Source organism: uncultured Altibacter sp. (assembly GCF_963972995.1).
Classification (GTDB): Bacteria; Bacteroidota; Bacteroidia; order Flavobacteriales; family Flavobacteriaceae; genus Altibacter.
Map to the genome: position 1 here is coordinate 1 of NZ_CAXAXI010000026.1, position 18,136 is coordinate 18,136.

The following is an 18,136-nucleotide window of genomic DNA, read 5'->3' on the forward strand; positions in this document are numbered from 1 at the left end:
GGCAGTGGTAATAGTAACGGTTACAAGCTTAAGCGTACGCTCAATAATCACTCTAGACACACTAGCTTTACTTAAACGAGCGTGAACATATTTTCTAATCTTGTCGTCTTCGGCTAATTTATCGCCGTAGTCGTTACCTCCGTACCAGTTGGATTCCCATCCTCTAATAATACCAAGGCGATTCCCGATTGGATTTGTCTTCTGTCCCATTTATTAATTGCTTTGTGTGTTATCGTTAGCTCCTAAAACCAATGTTACGTGGTTGGAACGTTTTCTAATTCTGTGTGCGCGACCCTGTGGTGCAGGACGAAGTCTTTTTAACATCGTTCCGCCATCCACACGGATCTCTTTAATGAAAAGATCTGCATCTTCTAAAGAAGCATCTTCGTTCTTTGCTTGCCAGTTTGCAATTGCAGACAATACAAGCTTCTCCAAACGACGTGATGATTCCTTAGAACTAAACTTCAAAATATTTAGTGCCTTGTCTACTTTTTCCCCGCGAATAAGATCCGCCATCAAGCGCATTTTTCTTGGTGATGTAGGGCAATTATTCAACTTAGCAAAGTATGTTGTCTTCTTTGCTTCCTTGATCTGCTCTGCTCTTTCTCTTTTACGAACTCCCATGGCCTATTATTTTTTTCCTTTGTTTTTTGCACCAGCATGACCACGGAATGATCGAGTAGGTGAAAATTCTCCTAGTTTATGTCCTACCATATTCTCAGTTACATATACGGGAACAAATTGACGTCCGTTGTGTACTGCGATGGTTTGCCCAACAAAATCCGGTGTAATCATTGAAGCACGTGACCAAGTTTTGATAACGGTCTTCTTGTTAGATTCCACATTCTCTTGTACTTTACTCTCTAACTTGTAGTGAACGTAAGGTCCTTTTTTTAATGATCTTGCCATAGCTTATTTCTTTCTACGTTCGATTATATATTTGTTACTAGATTTCGTTTTAGAACGGGTTCTATATCCTTTTGCAGGAATACCGTTTCTAGAACGCGGGTGACCTCCGGAAGATTTACCTTCACCACCACCCATTGGGTGATCAACAGGGTTCATTACTACCGGTCTGGTTCTAGGTCTTCTGCCTAACCATCTTGAACGACCTGCTTTACCGGACACCAACAATTGGTGGTCACTGTTTGACACAGCTCCGATGGTCGCCATACAGGTAACCAATACCAATCGGGTCTCCCCGGAAGGCAACTTAACAGTAGCGTACTTCCCGTCACGTGCCATCAATTGAGCAAATGCTCCGGCACTACGTGCCATAACAGCTCCTTGACCGGGACGTAATTCTAAACAAGAAATGATTGTACCCAATGGAATGTTGGCAAGTGTCATAGCATTTCCAATCTCTGGAGCTACGCTCTCACCGGAAACTATGTTTTGACCAACTTGTAGCCCGTTTTGTGCAATTACATACCGCTTTTCACCATCTTGGTAATTCAATAAAGCGATAAAAGCCGTACGGTTAGGATCGTATTCAATGGTCGCGACGGTCGCAGGGATTCCCGCTTTGTCACGCTTAAAATCGATAATTCGATATTTTCTCTTATGACCGCCACCAATATAGCGCATGGTCATTTTACCTTGACTGTTTCTACCACCAGATCTTTTATTCGGAGCTAATAAACTTTTCTCCGGCTTATCAGTTGTAATGGCGTCAAATCCATTTACAACTCTAAATCGCTGACCTGGGGTGATAGGTTTTAATTTTCTTACTGACATGTTTGTCTAATTAAATCTAAGCGAACTTAGATGTTACTGTAAAAATCTATTGTATCACCTTCCGCCACCTGTACAATTGCTTTTTTGTAAGCATTTGTTTTACCAGTTTGGATTCCCGTTTTTGTATATCGGGTCTTCCTGTTAGGGCGGACATTTATTGTACGAACTTTTTCAACAGAAACGCCATAAGCAGCTTCCACCGCTTTTTTGATCTCTACCTTGTTCGCCTTTGGGTTTACTACAAAACCGAAAACATTCTTGTCTTCTGCATCACGTGTAGCTTTTTCCGTAATTATAGGTTTTATTAAGATATTCATCTTGTTTCTATTTACTTAAGTTTGTTTCAATTCCTTCCAAAGAACCTTCAAACAACACAACGCTGTTTGCATTCATAATTTTATAAGTACTTAATTCTGAGCTAGTTACAACTTCAGTACCTTTCAAATTGCGAGACGACAAATATACATTATTATTTAACTCTCCCAACACAAACAAAGATTTTTTGTTTTCAAGCCCTAAGGTCTTTAAAACTGAGGTAAAATCCTTTGTTTTAGGTGCATCAAAATTAAGGTCTTCCAACACCACAATTGCCTTATCATTTGCCTTGATACTCAGGGCCGAACGACGCGCCAAACGCTTTAATGTCTTATTCAATTTAAAAGAGTAGTTACGCGGTCTTGGACCAAACATTCTACCACCCCCTTTAAATACACCGGACTTGATACTACCCGCACGGGCCGTACCAGTTCCTTTTTGCTTCTTTATCTTTCGGGTTGACCCTGCAATCTCTGCACGCTCCTTCGCCTTGTGAGTTCCTTGCCGTTGATTGGCAAGATATTGCTTCACATCCAGGTATACGGCGTGATTGTTAGGCTCAATTCCGAACACATCCTTAGAAAGTTCAACCTTTCTTCCCGTGTCTTTTCCGTTACGATCTAATACAGCTACCTTCATTATTTCTGAATCATTACATAAGCGTTCTTATGGCCGGGAACACATCCTTTAACCACTAGTAGGTTCTTTTCTGGAACTACTTTTAAAACCCTTAAATTTTCAACTTTCACTTTTTCATTACCCATTTGGCCGGCCATCTTCATTCCTTTGAATACTCTCGCAGGATAAGATGCTGCACCAATGGAACCAGGAGCTCTCAAACGGTTGTGTTGACCGTGCGTCGCCTGCCCAACTCCTCCAAAGTTGTGACGCTTCACAACCCCTTGGAATCCTTTACCTTTAGATGTTCCTGAAATATCCACGAACTCTCCCTCAATAAAGTGCTCTACGGTGATGGTATCACCTAATTTGTAATCTTCTTCAAATCCTTGGAATTCCACGACTTTGCGTTTTGCAACGGTTCCTGCTTTTTTAGCATGCCCTTCGGCAGCTTTTGTAACAGTCTTCTTGTCATCGAAACCAAGTTGAAGAGCTTCGTACCCGTCAACCTCTTTGGTTCTGACTTGGGTAACAACACAGGGGCCTGCTTCGATCACGGTACACGGAATGTTCTTTCCGTTCTCGTCAAAGATGCTGGTCATCCCTATCTTTTTTCCAATTAACCCAGACATATTTATTTATTATTAGTTATTAATTATTCACTTTTTATCCATTCTGAAGGAATCCCTTCAGAAAAAAACAGGGTCAAAATAAATTCAACCCTGAATATTATTTTGTTCCGTTTTTCCCCAACCATCGTTGAGGACATTTTTCTCTTCACAAGACCCCGAAGCGAGTTCGGGACAAACCAACGCTTATAACTAAACCTTGATTTCCACCTCAACACCACTTGGCAACTCAAGCTTCATGAGTGCGTCAATGGTTTTTGAAGAAGAGCTATAGATATCCAATAGCCTCTTATACGAGCTCAACTGGAACTGCTCTCTACTCTTCTTGTTTACGTGCGGTGAACGCAATACGGTAAAGATCTTCTTGTGCGTTGGTAATGGGATGGGACCCGTTACAACAGCACCGGTACTTTTTACGGTCTTAACGATTTTTTCAGCAGATTTGTCCACTAAATTGTGATCGTAAGATTTTAGTTTGATTCTTATTTTTTGACTCATTGCTGAAATATTATACGTTAGCGGTTCCTCTTGCAGCTGCGATCACTTCTTCTGAAATATTCGAAGGAGTTTCAGCATAGTGCGCAAATTCCATTGTTGATGTGGCACGACCTGATGACAAGGTTCTTAATGTGGTTACATAACCGAACATTTCAGAAAGTGGCACTTCAGCTTTTACAACTTTAGCTCCGGCTCTGTCGCTCATGTTATTTACTTGACCGCGACGACGGTTCAAGTCACCAACGATATCACCCATGTTCTCCTCAGGTGTAATTACTTCCAATTTCATGATTGGCTCAAGAATTACAGCTCCTGCCTTCTTAGCAACGGCTTTAAAGCCCATCTTAGCTGCCAACTCGAAAGATAAGGCATCCGAATCCACAGGGTGGAACGAACCGTCCTTTAAAGTAACTTTCATGCTGTCTACTTCAAATCCTGCCAATGGACCATTGACCATTGCTTGCTTGAATCCTTTTTCTACAGCCGGAATAAATTCCTTAGGTACGTTACCCCCTTTTACCTCATTCACGAATTCAAGTCCAACTTTTCCTTCTTCCGCAGGCTCCAATGTAAATACGATATCGGCGAATTTACCACGACCACCTGATTGTTTCTTATACACTTCACGGTGATCTGCTGCTTTTGTAATGGCTTCCTTGTACTCAACCTGTGGTTGACCTTGGTTTACCTCAACTTTAAATTCACGACGCAAACGATCTACAATAATATCTAAGTGAAGCTCACCCATACCGGAAATAATGGTTTGTCCTGAAGCCTCATCGGTACGAACGGTAAATGTTGGATCTTCTTCCGCCAATTTACTTAAAGCCATACCTAACTTATCGACATCTGCTTTCGTCTTTGGTTCTACAGCGATACCAATTACCGGATCCGGGAAGTTCATACTCTCCAGCACGATAGGATGTTTCTCATCAGACATGGTGTCTCCAGTCTTGATATCTTTAAAACCTACAGCTGCTCCAATGTCACCTGCTTCGATATAATCGATAGCATTCTGTTTATTAGAGTGCATTTGGTAGATACGAGAAATACGCTCTTTCTTTCCTGAACGGTTGTTCAAGATATACGAACCTGCATCCAAACGTCCGGAATACGCACGGAAGAATGCCAAACGACCTACGAAAGGATCGGTAGCAATCTTAAATGCCAAGGCCGCAAAAGGTGCAGATACATCCGGCTTACGGATCTCTTCTTTCTCAGTTTCAGGGTTCACCCCAATAATACCTTCTTTATCTACAGGAGAAGGCAAGTAACGACAAACAGCATCCAATAAGAATTGAACTCCTTTGTTCTTAAATGCCGATCCGCAGATCATAGGAATAATAGACATATCCATTACGGCAGCACGAAGTGCAGCATGCACTTCCTCTTCGGTAATAGAATCTTCATCCTCCATATATTTTTCAAGCAAGTTCTCATCGTACGCAGCAACCTCTTCAATAAGAAGACCACGGTACTTTCTTGCTTCTTCTTTCATGTCTTCAGGGATATCAACAACGTCGAAGGTAGCTCCTAACGTTTCGTCATGCCAAATGATCGCACGGTTCTTCACCAAATCGACCACCCCTTTAAAGTCTGCTTCGTCCCCAATGTTTAATACAATAGGCACAGCATTAGACTTCAACATGTCTTTTACTTGCTGACAAACAGCCAAGAAGTTAGATCCCTGACGGTCCATTTTGTTCACGAAACCAATACGTGGCACTTTATAGTTATCGGCAAGTCTCCAGTTTGTTTCAGACTGTGGCTCAACACCATCTACCGCACTAAAAAGGAATACTAGTCCGTCTAATACACGCAACGAACGGTTTACCTCCACGGTAAAGTCAACGTGACCCGGAGTATCAATAATATTAAAGTGGTAATCTTTTGTTTCGTCCACAGGCTCGCCATTTTTCAATGGGAACTTCCAAGTACAGGTAGTAGCGGCAGAAGTAATTGTAATACCTCTTTCCTGCTCCTGTTCCATCCAGTCCATAGTAGCTGCACCATCGTGTACTTCACCAATCTTGTGACTTACTCCGGTATAGTACAGTATACGCTCTGTAGTGGTGGTTTTACCGGCATCAATATGCGCAGCAATACCTATATTTCTTGTAAATTTTAAATCTCTTTGTGCCATTTTTTAGAATCTGAAATGTGAGAATGCTTTGTTTGCTTCGGCCATTTTATGCGTATCGGTACGCTTCTTAACCGCAGCGCCTTCTTCTTTAGCGGCAGCAAGGATCTCGCCGGCCAACTTTTGCGCCATAGATTTTTCGTTTCTCTTACGTGCGTAAAGGATCAACCACTTCATTGCAGTTGAAATTTTACGATCGGGACGAATTTGCATAGGAATTTGGAAGGTAGCCCCACCAACTCTACGACTGCGAACTTCTACGTGAGGCATTACATTGGAAAGTGCATCTTTCCAAAGCTCTAATGCCGTTTTTTCATCGTCTGTTTTTTTCTCGTCTACAATATCAATCGCATCGTAGAACACTTTAAAAGCCACCGACTTTTTTCCGTCCCACATCATGTTGTTTACAAAACGTGTTACCAACTGGTCGTTAAACCTTGGATCCGGCAAAAGGGGTCTCTTTTTGGCTTGTCTTTTTCTCATGTCTTCTCTTTAAAGTTTTTTAATTACTTCTTAGGGCGTTTTGCACCGTACTTAGATCTACGTTGTGTTCTACCTGCAACACCGGCGGTGTCTAAAGCGCCACGAACGATATGGTATCTAACTCCCGGTAAATCCTTTACCCTTCCACCTCTAACCAATACTATCGAGTGCTCTTGCAAATTGTGACCTTCACCAGGGATGTAAGCGTTTACCTCTTTACCATTTGTTAACCGAACCCTTGCTACTTTACGCATAGCAGAGTTAGGCTTCTTAGGCGTAGTGGTATATACACGCGTACACACACCTCTTCGTTGAGGGCACGAATCCAAAGCAGCCGATTTACTCTTCTTGGTTATTTTGGCTCTTCCTTTTCGTACTAATTGTGAAATTGTTGGCATATAAACTTTTAATTATACTTTATTAAATATAAAATCCCTCTTTTTAAGGGCTTGCAAAGGTAGAAATAAAATTGAATTAATCAAACGTTCCTAAAGTAATTTTACCGACGGTTCTATTATTTCACAATAGAGATATTAAAACCGGCGATGAAACGTTAGTTTTACAAGTCAAAATGATAGTTGTTGAAAAAAAGTCTCTCCTTAATTTTATACCTTAATATATATACCGCTATTTTTTGGGCAGTAGGAGCCCAGCAATTGCAGTTAAATATAGAGGCCGAAGAAACAGTCTCTGCATCGCTCTTGGACAGCTTGGGTATGCAGTTGCGTTTTAACGATTATCGATCGCTTGAAGCGGAAACGGATTCCCTGCTTCAAAAGTTTCAAAACATCGGCTACATTGAAAGTGAATTGCGAATGCTTCGGAAGGAAAACGACAGCCTTCATACCGCCCGTTTTTTTTTAGGAAAAAGATTCAAGACCATCAAGATATTCTATGACAACACTCTTGTTTCAGAAAAGATCCTTCAGAAGATCTCTCAGAACGTAACCGAAACTTATTTCTCGCTTACCTTTCCGAAGCTATCGTCGTCATTGCGAAAGCTCAATGCTTTAGTAGCTGAGAACGGTGATCCATTTACCCGAACAAGTCTTACCAATATCGTCAAGAACGAAGATAATTCACTTTCGGCAAACTTGGTTATTAGCACTGGAAATCTTAGAACCATCGATTCCATTGTTGTTAAAGGATATGAGAAATTTCCAAAATCATATCTCACTTATTTTGCCGGCGTGAAGAAAGGAAAGCGTTTCAGTCAAAAAAAATTGGTGGCACAAAACGAGGTGTTAAATGGCTTGGGCTTTGTCTCAACGATAAAACCTCCAGAAGCGCTCTTCAGAAAAAACAATACCACTGTCTATTTTTATCTAAAAAAGGAGAACAACAATTTGTTTGACGGTATTTTGGGATTTGCCACGAATGAAGATACCCAACGACTGGAATTCAACGGGTATTTGAATTTAGAGCTAAACAACAACCTGAATTTTGGAGAACAATTGCTCATAAATTACAAGGCCGATGGCAACGAACAACAGAACTTTAGGGTTAGGGTCACCATGCCATATCTTTTCAAGACACCTTTTGGACTAGGCGCCGAACTTCAAATATTTAAACGGGATAGCACTTTTGTCACCACCCAACAACAAGTTAGAGTGACATACCAGATAAATCCATCATCGTCGACCTACGCGGGCTATAAAGGATATGAGTCCAGCAATTTACTTGAGACAACCGTAGCCGGAACGCCAATAGATGATTACACCTCCAGATTTGCCATTGCCGGCTTGTCATTCATGAAACCACAAAACAGTTTTCTGTTTCCCGTAAAGACTCTTTTATCTTTAGATGCCGAAATAGGGCAGCGAGAACTGCGGTCTGCTACCGAAGCGCAGCAACGTATTAGTGTAACGGCCAATCACATCTTTAATTTGAATAATAAGAATTCCTTCTTTTTACAGAATAATACAAGCTTTTTATTATCCGACACCTATGTAACCAACGAATTATTTCGATTTGGAGGAATTAACAGTATTCGCGGTTTCAACGAGAACAGTATCGACGCCTCGCTTTTTTCGGTGTTAAATACCGAATACCGTTATTCTTTTTCCCCTAGTATATACCTACACAGTATTATTGACCTTGGGTATTTTGAGAATCAATTATTTACGCAAAAAGAACAGTTGTACAGTTTTGGAATTGGCTTAGGCATGCGGACTAAGGCCGGAATATTTAAATTTAACATCGCCAACGGAAGTGGCAGCCAGCAAGATTTTGCATTCTCAAATACCAAAATTCATCTAAGCCTGACTTCCAGATTTTAAATTTTAACATAGCTAAGTCAAGAAATCATTAAAAAAAGATAAATTTTAAGTTTAAAAAGTTGTTTAATCTACTTTTTATTGAGACTTTTGGCGTTGGCTAATTCAAATAAATCATAAAATGAAAACAAAGTTTAGTGGAATTTTAACACTTTTGTTAGTGTTAGTAGTGCAGCTCACTTTTGCACAAGAAAAAACAATTACAGGAACGGTGACGGACGATTTGGGTCTTCCACTGCCAGGTGCCAACATTATCATTAAAGGCACCAACACAGGAACTCAGTCTGATTTTGATGGAAATTATTCTATCCAGGCGCAGGCGAATCAAACACTTATGTATAGCTACGTAGGTTTTGAGACCAAGGAGATTCCTGTAGGGGCTCAAACCACCATTAATGTAACCATGACACCAGGTGCACAATTGGATGAAGTAGTGATCACAGGTTATGGAGAACAAAAAGCTAAGGAGCTTACAACGAGTGTCACAACCGTTACAGCCGAGCAAATTCAAAACGTCTCTACACCAAACATCGCTAAATCCATTCAAGGTAATGCTTTAGGTGTATTTGGTGGACAGGCTTCTGGTGCTCCCGGAGCTGCGGTTAATATCTTGGTTCGTGGACCTTCTTCGTTAACATCGAACGGCCCTCTATATGTTATTGATGGTGTGCCTATTAGTGCTAATAATCTATCCAGTGGTCTTCGTGCTTTTGGAGGCCAAGATACGAGCCCTTTAAGTTCTATCAACGCCAACGATATTGAGAGTGTAACGATACTTAAAGATGCTGCAGCAGCATCTATTTATGGATCTCGGTCTGCGAATGGGGTTATCTTAATTACTACCAAAAAAGGTAAAAAAGGAGTATTCCGCGCAAATGTTAACCATTACACAGGATATCAAAGAGAAATCGAAAGACCTGAAGTATTTACATCAGGACAATATGCTCGTTTTGTAGCGGCAACTAACGGTGATTTTGAGGATGATCCTGCATTTCTTGAAGATGAAGGAGACGATTATATTAGTGCCGTATATCGCCCGGGAGGTGGATTTCTTACCAGTACCGATGCTTCAATTACTGGCGGAAGCGACAATGTAACCTTCTATTCGAGTTTCGGAAGCTATGAGCAAGAAGGTGTTTTACTTGGTCAAGATTATAAGCGTAAAAATGGACAGGTTACAGGTACATTCAATTCTAGCGATTCTAAGTTTACCGCTACAGGAAGTGCTTCTTTGACTAATGAGAACCAGTCTCTGATCAACAGTGATAATAATATCTTCGCACCATTAACAACTGCCATTTTAGAAGCTCCCGGAAATATGTTGTTTAACGAAGACGGAACTTTTAACACTAGCGATTTTACATTTTCGAATCCATTACAAAATGCAACAGTAGTTGTTGGAGAAACTGAAACTCAGCGTTTTATCGGAAGCTTAAGTGCAGGATATCAATTTTATGATGATCTAAGCACTAACTTTAGAGTTTCCTACAGCAGAATTGATTTCACCGAGCGTAGTTTCTTCCCTGCTGAACATCCTTCTGGAGATCCAGACGGAAGTGGGTCACTAGATATTAATCTGGTAGAAACACTCATTATGAATCAAACTTTCAACTATAACAAAAAATTTGGTCAGTTAGCTCTTAATGCACTTGCGGGCTATGAGTTTCAAAATGATCAAAACAATTCAGTGCTATTAGCTGCTACCGGTTTTCCAAATGGAATTACTTATCTTGGAGCTGCTTCTACACCAACGACAGCATCCCAAAATTTAATTCGTGAAAAAAGATTTGGATATTTTGCACGTGTAGGATTAGATTGGGCTAAGAAGTACTTCATAGAAGCTTCTATGAGAGCAGATGCTTATTCAGGTTTTAGCTTGGAAGACCGTATTGGTTATTTCCCCGCAATCTCCGGAGCCTATATTGTATCTAAAGAAGATTGGTTTGGTGATAGCGAAACATTTAACTTCTTTAAACTAAAAGCCTCTTATGGTGTTACTGGTAACAGTGAGCCTCTTGGAGCATTTGGTTATTTATCTCTAGGTGGAACTGCTAACTACGCAGATCTTTCAGGAACACAAGTTGTCCAGATCGCAAACCCATTATTAACATGGGAAGAAACGGCACAGTTAAACGTTGGAACTGAATTAGGGTTCTTTAATGACAGAATCTTTATAACCTACGATTATTTCAAGAAAGAGTCTACCGATGTATTATTAACGCGTCCTACCCCAAATTCTGTAACAGGTGGTGGAGGTATTAACGACAACGTTGCCGAGATTACCAACAGCGGTCACGAAGTATCTCTTAATGCTAAAATTATAAAATCTGACGATTTTAACGCGTCAATATTGGTGAACGTAGCTACTTTAGAAAATGAAGTAACCGCCTTATTCAACGATGCTGACGGGGAACCGTTACCAATCGATGCCGGTTTTGCTACCAGAATTGATGTTGGGCAACCCATTGGAGCTTTCTTTGGACTTCAGGCAAATGGTCTGTGGCAAGAAGGTGATGCTATTCCTCAACCATTATTGGACAGAGGTGTTTCTCCCGGAGACGTTCGTTATGTAGATACCAATGGTGACGGCGATATCAGTGATGATGACCGTGTATTTATCGGAAAGGGTCTTCCAGGAGTTACAGGTAACTTCAGATTGACCATGAATTATAAGAACTTTGATTTTACGGCGAATACCAACTTTGCATTAGATTATAACATCTATAATAATACTTTGGCATTTGCCGGTGCATCCGGAAGCAGAACCTTCAATAAGTTTGCTAGTCAATTGGATTATTGGACTCCTACTAATACAGACACGGATCTTCCTAGACCACGTACCGGAGCACTACAATCTTATAATAACCAAGATTCGTCTAGGTTCATTGAGGATGGGGATTATTTCAGATTAAAAGAAATATCTTTAGGATATACTATTAGAGATATAAACTGGTTCGAGTCTGTGAGAGTGTATGTTTCTGTCGATAATTTACTCACTATAACTGATTACAGTGGGTTTGATCCGGAAGTAAGTACGTTTGGAGCTGTTAACACAGCCTATTCTACTGATTTCTTTACTCAAGGTTTGAACCGCACCTTTAAAATAGGTTTTAACGCATCTCTATAACACTAAAAATTGTATCTAATTATGAAAAATATTTTAAAATTTTCGATTTTCATCTTTGCGACATTCTCCTTGGTGTCGTGTGCAGATGATTTCGTTGAAAACAACGTAGAACCGGTTACTAGTATTCCGGTTACCGAATTGATTGTTGACCTACAAACGGCTCAAGCTGCCTTAAATGGTATTTATGCCGCTGCTCAAAATGACGGGTTCTTTCAGGGAGATGCCATCTATCAAAATGGTTTGTACAGTGATGAACTTGTACATACAGGTTCGTTTCCCTCATTTGCGGAATTCGCAGGAAATGACATTGCAACCAATAATGTCGAGAACCTAGGTATATGGCAAGCGAACTACGATGTGATTTTCGATGTTAACTTTTTTATTGCTGGTATCGAAGCCATAAGTGGTCAATTAACCGCAGCGCAGACGAGCAGTTTCTTAGGACAAGCACGTGCATTACGTGGAGTAGCTTATTTAAACTTAGGACGTCTTTTTGGCGCCGTGCCGGTATATTTAGAGTCTCCTATCATTACAGGTGATTTTGAAGGTTCTCCAAGAGTTCCGTTGGCACAGGTTTATGAGCAATCTTTAGCAGATTTAAATTTTGCAGTAGACCAGCTTTCTTCAATAAATGCTGATGACGGATATTTTATTGGAGAATATTCTGCACGTTTTTTTAGAGCTAAGTTAAACACTGAAACTGGTGACTATGCTGCAGCAATGCAAGACTTAAATGCTATTGAAGGCAATTTTTCATTAACTTCTTCGTATAGCCAAAATTTCTCTGATGGAATTAAAAGTGAGACTATCTTCAAATTGGATTTCTCAATCACTGATGGAAATGGATTAGCTTTCTTTTTCTACCCTTCTTCAGACGGAGGAAGAAGAGAGGTATTTGCTTCTCAAACCCTTATCGATGCAATAGCAGCTGACGGTGGTTCCAGAGGAGATCTATTAGTTACCGTTGGGAATTTTGATAATATAATTAACAAATATGACGATACTGCAAATGGATCTGACGAAGTAAACGTTATTAGATATGCAGATGTATTGTTGTATCAAGCAGAGGTTGCGGCGAGAATGAATCAATTTGGTGTTGCCACAACTAAAGTAAATCAGGTTAGACAAAGAGCAGGTGTTGCACCTGTTACCGTAACGGCTGGAAATTTCCGCGACATTCTTTCCAGAGAAAGATTAGTAGAATTTTATGCTGAGGGTCATCGTTGGTATGACATCAAAAGACTAGGCGTAGCAGACCAAATTATTCAAGACAAACCGGGAAGCGTTTTTATTCCTGCACGTATGAATCTTTGGCCTATTCCATCTGATGAGATAGATACTAATTCAAATATTAGCCAAGCAGACCAAAACCCCGGGTATTAATTCTTAGTCCAAACAATCCCAAAAAAGGCCATTATTCGTAATGGCCTTTTTCTTTTAGAGTCCTTAAATTCTCTATCCTAACGCAAACTAAAAAACTAAAATTTAGGTTTAAAAAGTTGTGTATTTAACTTTTTATTATGATTTTTGGCATTGGCTAATTCAAATAAATTATAAAATGAGAACAAAGTTTAGTGGAATCTTAACGCTATTATTGGCGTTTGTCGTGCAACTCACGTTCGCACAAGAAAAAACAATCTCCGGTACGGTGAGCGACAATACTGGTCTGCCCCTGCCTGGAGTTAACATCGTCGTAAAAGGTACAAACAGCGGTACTCAAACCGATTTTGACGGAAACTACTCGATTCAAGCGAGTGTAGGTCAAACATTGGTTTTTAGTTATGTTGGTTTTACTACTGTTGAACGCCCAATTACAGGCGCCTCCAATAGCATAGATGTCCTCCTTCAGGAAGATGCAGCTGTATTGAACGAGGTAATCATTAATGCGATCGGTTTAACACGTAAAAAGGATGATGACCTTACATCGACCACAACAGTACAATCTGAAACTATCACTAGATCGGGTGAAATAGGGGTTGCAACTGGTCTGGCCGGTAAGACTTCGGGTGTGAATGTTGTTAGAGGTAGTGGAGATCCGGGTGCGGGTGCATTTATCCAAATTCGTGGAGCGAACACTATCCAAGGTGATGATGAACCGCTCTACGTAATTGATGGGGTTTTAATTAACAACTTTAATTTTGGAGCCGGTGTTGATGGAGTATCCGAGCAATCGCGATTAAACGATATCCCGGCAGAAGACATCGAATCTGTAAGTGTTCTAAAAGGTGCTTCAGCAGTTGCCATTTACGGTACTGGTGCAGCAAACGGGGTGATCGTAATTAAAACAAAATCTGGTAGAGGAACTGCCGGAAAATGGAATCTTAACTACAAATCAAGTATTTATGTAGATGAGGTAAATGAGCGTTGGGACCTTCAAAAGAAATATGGTCAAGGTACTAATGGAATGGCTTCAAATTTCAATGGAGCATGGGGTGATCTTATCGCAAGTCGTCCGGGTGGACCCGATTTAGTAGACACAAGCAGCCTACAACGTTTTGAAGCATTAGACGGAACTATCTATTATCCAATTATTGAAAAAAGGTCTAGAGAAACCTTTTTAGAATCTAATTTCGATGCGGTAATTGGTACAGGACTTACGTTCGAGAATGACCTCAGCTTACAACATTCCGGAGAAAACGGCAATACCTATATTAGTGCCAGCGAATGGAATCAAGAAGGTATTATTAAAAATGGGTCTAATTATGTTAGAAGATCCATGCGTTTTAATAACACTACTAATTTTTCTGATAAGCTTTCCGGTAGAGTTTCTGCAGCGTACGTTAAAACTGAATCAGATGCAATTCAAACCGGATCGAATCTTAATGGACTATATCTCGGATTATTAAGAACTCCTGCAGATTTCGACAACCGAGATTATAAAGGAACTGCCTTTGATGCGCAAGGTAATGCGATCATTAATGCCCAAAGAGGGTATAGAAACCCGTTAGGACCAATTCCAGTATACAACAACCCATTATGGACTGTAAATGAACAATCCAATACTATTAGCGTAGATCGTATCACTATGTCGCCTGAACTTACATACAAGTTCAGTGACAATGTATTTGTAACAGCACGTTACAATAAAGATTCATATAGAGACAGAAGAAGAGAATTCTTTCCTTTCAACTCAGCTACGAATATTGGTAACGGAGCAGGTTATTTTGCTCAAGACGAACGTTTTGTTACTTCAGACTATGCAACTGCTTTCTTAAGTGTTAACCATGATATTTCAGATAATTTCAATTTTAACTGGATCCTAGGTACTACGTATGAAGATAATAGATTGGAACAATTTGCAGCAAGTGCTACAGATTTTGTTAACCCTTTCGTTACATTATCTGACTTAATTGATGTAGGAAATGCAGCTGCCGAAAATATCACTGCTTTCAACAACACTAATTACTCTAAACAAGTTGGTGCGTATGTATTGATCGAAGGAGAATTGTTCAATCAAGTGCTTTTCAACTTAACAGGACGTATGGACAGATCTTCTACGTTACCGGATCAAAACTTTTACTATCCTGCGGTCTCATTAGGATGGAAATTCTCTGAAGTCATTGGAGAGAATAACTTCTTAAGTTTTGGTAAGTTGAGAGGAACCTACGGTGAAGTAGCAGTTGCACCAATACCTTACTCTTTGAGTAGTGGATTTGTTGGGGGCGGTGTAGGATCTTCATGGGGTGACTCTATTGCGGGAGACCAATACGGTAGTGTATCTTCATTGCAAAACACACAAGGAAATCCGAACTTAGTAGTTGAACGAGTAAAAGAGGTTGAAGGAGGAGTAGATTTACGATTCTTCAATAATAGACTTTCACTTAACGGTACGTATTACGATCGTAAGACCGAAGATGTGTTACTACCCATTGTAGTTGCTCCATCCTCTGGTTTTACTAATTTGAACAGTAATGCGGCAACAATTACCAATAAGGGTATTGAATTAGACATGAGTGCAACGCTGATTCAAACCGAAGATTTCTCATGGAAGATCAATGCCAACTACAGTATGAATGACAACTTGGTAATGAGTCCTGACGGTAATGGTGAATTGCTTACAACCCTGAACGGATTCACAGGATCTGCCTCTTCGGTATATGATGGTCAACCTTTTGCGGTATTTGCAGGAGAGCCTCTATTGAGAGATGAGAACGGTAATCTTGAATTGAACGATTTTGGATTCCCTGTAATCTCTACTGAAGGTGAAGAAGTTCTTGGAGATCCTAACCCGGATTGGATTGGAGGTCTTGGAACCGAGATCGCTTACAAAGGTTTTGAACTTGCTGCCCTATTCGATTTCAGACAAGGTATGGATGTATGGAATGGTACCTTAGGTGTATTAAATCACTTTGGTGTAACCTCTATCACTGCCAACGAAGTTACAGTTTCTGCGGCAGATGCGGCGAACATTGTTAACTTCCAAGGGATCGCTATTGCCGATCTTCCAAACGCCCAACAAAATGCTGACGGTAGTTTTACGGTACGTGGTAATTTGGATGATTTTGGAGCAGGAACTGTACTATTAGACCAAGCATGGTATAACGGTGGAACAGCAAGTGGATTCAATGGTTCTTCTGAACTTTATGTTGAAGACGCTTCTTATGTGAAATTACGTCAAGTATCGCTTACCTATTCGTTCCCTACCCGCTTGATCGAGCACGTAGGCTTAGAGTCTCTTAGCTTAGCGATTTCCGGAAGAAATTTAGTAACTTGGTCTGACGTTGAAGGTTTCGATCCTGATAACAACTTGACTGGTGCTTCTAAAGGAAGAGGTTTGGAATACTTCACCAACCCATCTACGGCTAGTTATCAATTCACCCTACGTTTAGGACTATAATTTAAAAAAATAGAAAGATGAAAAATATAAAATCAATTTTGCTTCTAACAACCATTTCGGTGCTCCTTTTTTCTTGCGAGAAATTGGTTACAGAAACAAATTATCAAGATGATCCAAATACCGTAGGTTCTGTACCTACCGTAAACCTAATCTCGCAAGCAGAACTGGTTGCTACCTATCTTGCAGAAAGTGATGCTTCTCGATACGCGGGAATCATGTCTAATTCAATTACCGGTGCCGATGCACAATGGATTGGATATGAACAATATCGTTTTACCCCTACCGACTTTGATGCTTTATGGAGCAACATTTATGTAGAAGGTATAAAAACAGTACGATTAGCTAAAGAGCAGGCATTAGAAGAAGAAGACAATGATGCGTTCGCAACGGCCGCTATGCTTGAAGCTTATTTCTTAGGGGAAATGGCTACTTCTTTTGGTGCTGTACCGGATTCTGAAGCTTCAGTAGCAGGGATTGATTTTCCTGTATATGATGCTCAAGCGAGTGTATTGGCTCATGTTCAAACTTTATTGGATGATGCTATCGCGGCTGCCGGGGGTTCTACTTTGTATATTAGTGACGAAAATGGCTCTACTAGAAGTACTTCTACCTTAGGACAAATCGCACACTCCTTTAAGGCCCGATATTATATGATTTCCAAAAATTATCCCATGGCCCTTTCAGAAGCCCAAGCCGGTATTTCTAATGTAGGTGGAGATTTCTTCTCATTACATACAAGTGCTACTGGAGCTCAAAATTTTTGGTATAATTTTACAGTTCTTGCTAGACCCGCTAACACTACTCCGGTAGGTAGTTATTTACAAGAGCTTATCGATCCTAGTGGTTCGGCTAATAGGTTATTAGCTACTCCGGGAGAAGCTGCGAGATATGCATTCTATTACAGAGACAATGGTAACTTTGGAACTACTGAAGGTCAGTTAATGGCTCAAGATGCGTCTTTACCTATTATTTCTTGGTATGAAACACAATTAATTCTTGCTGAAGCTGCTCAAAGAGGTGGAAACAACACTTTAGCACAAAACACCCTAAATTCCGTAAGAGCTGCATTAGATGCTCAGTATGGTGGTGGATTTCCTCCCTCGGCTGCAACCGGAGGTACGTTGTTACTACATATCTTAGAAGAGAAGTACATTACACTTTACCCTTCTCCTCAAACATGGCATGACCTAACGAGAACAGATAATATTTTAGGTGTACCATTAAAGACAGGTAGTCAATTACCTGAACGTTTTCTGTATTCACAAACCGAATTGGATGTGAACCCAAATACGCCACAACCAATTCCTACTTTGTTTACACCAACACCAGTAAATCAATAGAAAATTGGAAAAAAAAGAAAAGCCACTACGATGTAGTGGCTTTTTTGTTTTTAAACGTTTCGATTTTTTCTTACCTACTTAGATTATAAATCGAAAACCCAGTTTTTCATTTTATCAAAGCTATATGTTTTTGTGT

15 protein-coding genes and 1 pseudogene are annotated in these 18,136 nt (G+C 40.2%); 5 read left to right on the plus strand and 11 right to left on the minus strand.

What is annotated here, in order from left to right:
- The 11 genes and pseudogenes from AACZ11_RS10545 to rpsL all read right to left on the minus strand — a co-directional run.
- Positions 1-210: pseudogene (locus tag AACZ11_RS10545) on the minus strand (30S ribosomal protein S3); the annotation flags it as partial.
- Between the two features lie 3 nt (positions 211-213).
- The gene (rplV, locus tag AACZ11_RS10550) at positions 214-624 is read right to left on the minus strand and encodes a 50S ribosomal protein L22 (RefSeq protein ID WP_290628003.1); all 411 of its coding nucleotides are present in this window, start codon (positions 622-624) and stop codon (positions 214-216) included.
- A gap of 6 nt (positions 625-630) precedes the next feature.
- Positions 631-909: a 30S ribosomal protein S19 gene (gene rpsS, locus AACZ11_RS10555; RefSeq protein WP_034259310.1), complete on the minus strand. Its 279-nt coding sequence runs from the start codon at positions 907-909 to the stop codon at positions 631-633.
- 3 nt (positions 910-912) lie between these two features.
- Positions 913-1,737 carry a 50S ribosomal protein L2 gene (rplB, locus tag AACZ11_RS10560; RefSeq protein ID WP_288001142.1) on the minus strand — a complete coding sequence of 275 codons (825 nt, stop codon included), beginning with the start codon at positions 1,735-1,737 and terminating at the stop codon, positions 913-915.
- Between the two features lie 26 nt (positions 1,738-1,763).
- Positions 1,764-2,054 (minus strand): 50S ribosomal protein L23, encoded by a 291-nt coding sequence (gene rplW / locus AACZ11_RS10565; protein WP_034259313.1) that lies wholly within the window; start codon positions 2,052-2,054, stop codon positions 1,764-1,766.
- A 7-nt stretch (positions 2,055-2,061) separates the two neighbouring features.
- The gene (rplD, locus tag AACZ11_RS10570; RefSeq protein ID WP_290627997.1) at positions 2,062-2,691 is read right to left on the minus strand and encodes a 50S ribosomal protein L4; all 630 of its coding nucleotides are present in this window, start codon (positions 2,689-2,691) and stop codon (positions 2,062-2,064) included.
- Positions 2,691-3,302 (minus strand): 50S ribosomal protein L3, encoded by a 612-nt coding sequence (rplC, locus tag AACZ11_RS10575; RefSeq protein WP_290627995.1) that lies wholly within the window; start codon positions 3,300-3,302, stop codon positions 2,691-2,693. Before rplC ends, rplD begins: the two co-directional genes overlap by 1 nt.
- Before the next feature lie 189 nt (positions 3,303-3,491).
- Positions 3,492-3,797, minus strand: a complete 306-nt coding sequence (gene rpsJ, locus AACZ11_RS10580) for a 30S ribosomal protein S10 (protein WP_010181931.1) — start codon at positions 3,795-3,797, stop codon at positions 3,492-3,494.
- 10 nt (positions 3,798-3,807) lie between these two features.
- Complete coding sequence (fusA, locus tag AACZ11_RS10585; RefSeq protein WP_290627952.1) at positions 3,808-5,940, minus strand: elongation factor G; 2,133 nt, start codon at positions 5,938-5,940, stop codon at positions 3,808-3,810.
- Between the two features lie 3 nt (positions 5,941-5,943).
- Positions 5,944-6,420, minus strand: a complete 477-nt coding sequence (rpsG, locus tag AACZ11_RS10590; protein WP_034259318.1) for a 30S ribosomal protein S7 — start codon at positions 6,418-6,420, stop codon at positions 5,944-5,946.
- A gap of 23 nt (positions 6,421-6,443) precedes the next feature.
- Complete coding sequence (gene rpsL, locus AACZ11_RS10595; protein WP_006795815.1) at positions 6,444-6,818, minus strand: 30S ribosomal protein S12; 375 nt, start codon at positions 6,816-6,818, stop codon at positions 6,444-6,446.
- Between the two features lie 183 nt (positions 6,819-7,001).
- On the opposite strand from rpsL, the gene AACZ11_RS10600 reads away from it, so the two are divergent.
- The 5 genes from AACZ11_RS10600 to AACZ11_RS10620 all read left to right on the plus strand — a co-directional run bounded on the left by AACZ11_RS10600 (position 7,002) and on the right by AACZ11_RS10620 (position 18,000).
- A complete protein-coding gene (locus AACZ11_RS10600; protein WP_290627933.1) occupies positions 7,002-8,699 on the plus strand; it encodes a hypothetical protein in 1,698 nt (565 codons plus the stop codon).
- Between the two features lie 118 nt (positions 8,700-8,817).
- Complete coding sequence (locus AACZ11_RS10605) at positions 8,818-11,823, plus strand: TonB-dependent receptor (protein WP_290627931.1); 3,006 nt, start codon at positions 8,818-8,820, stop codon at positions 11,821-11,823.
- Between the two features lie 21 nt (positions 11,824-11,844).
- The gene (locus AACZ11_RS10610; protein ID WP_290627929.1) at positions 11,845-13,206 is read left to right on the plus strand and encodes a RagB/SusD family nutrient uptake outer membrane protein; all 1,362 of its coding nucleotides are present in this window, start codon (positions 11,845-11,847) and stop codon (positions 13,204-13,206) included.
- A gap of 175 nt (positions 13,207-13,381) precedes the next feature.
- A complete protein-coding gene (locus AACZ11_RS10615) occupies positions 13,382-16,660 on the plus strand; it encodes a SusC/RagA family TonB-linked outer membrane protein (RefSeq protein WP_290627927.1) in 3,279 nt (1,092 codons plus the stop codon).
- Between the two features lie 17 nt (positions 16,661-16,677).
- The gene (locus tag AACZ11_RS10620) at positions 16,678-18,000 is read left to right on the plus strand and encodes a SusD/RagB family nutrient-binding outer membrane lipoprotein (protein WP_290627925.1); all 1,323 of its coding nucleotides are present in this window, start codon (positions 16,678-16,680) and stop codon (positions 17,998-18,000) included.
- Positions 18,001-18,136 lie beyond the last annotated feature (136 nt).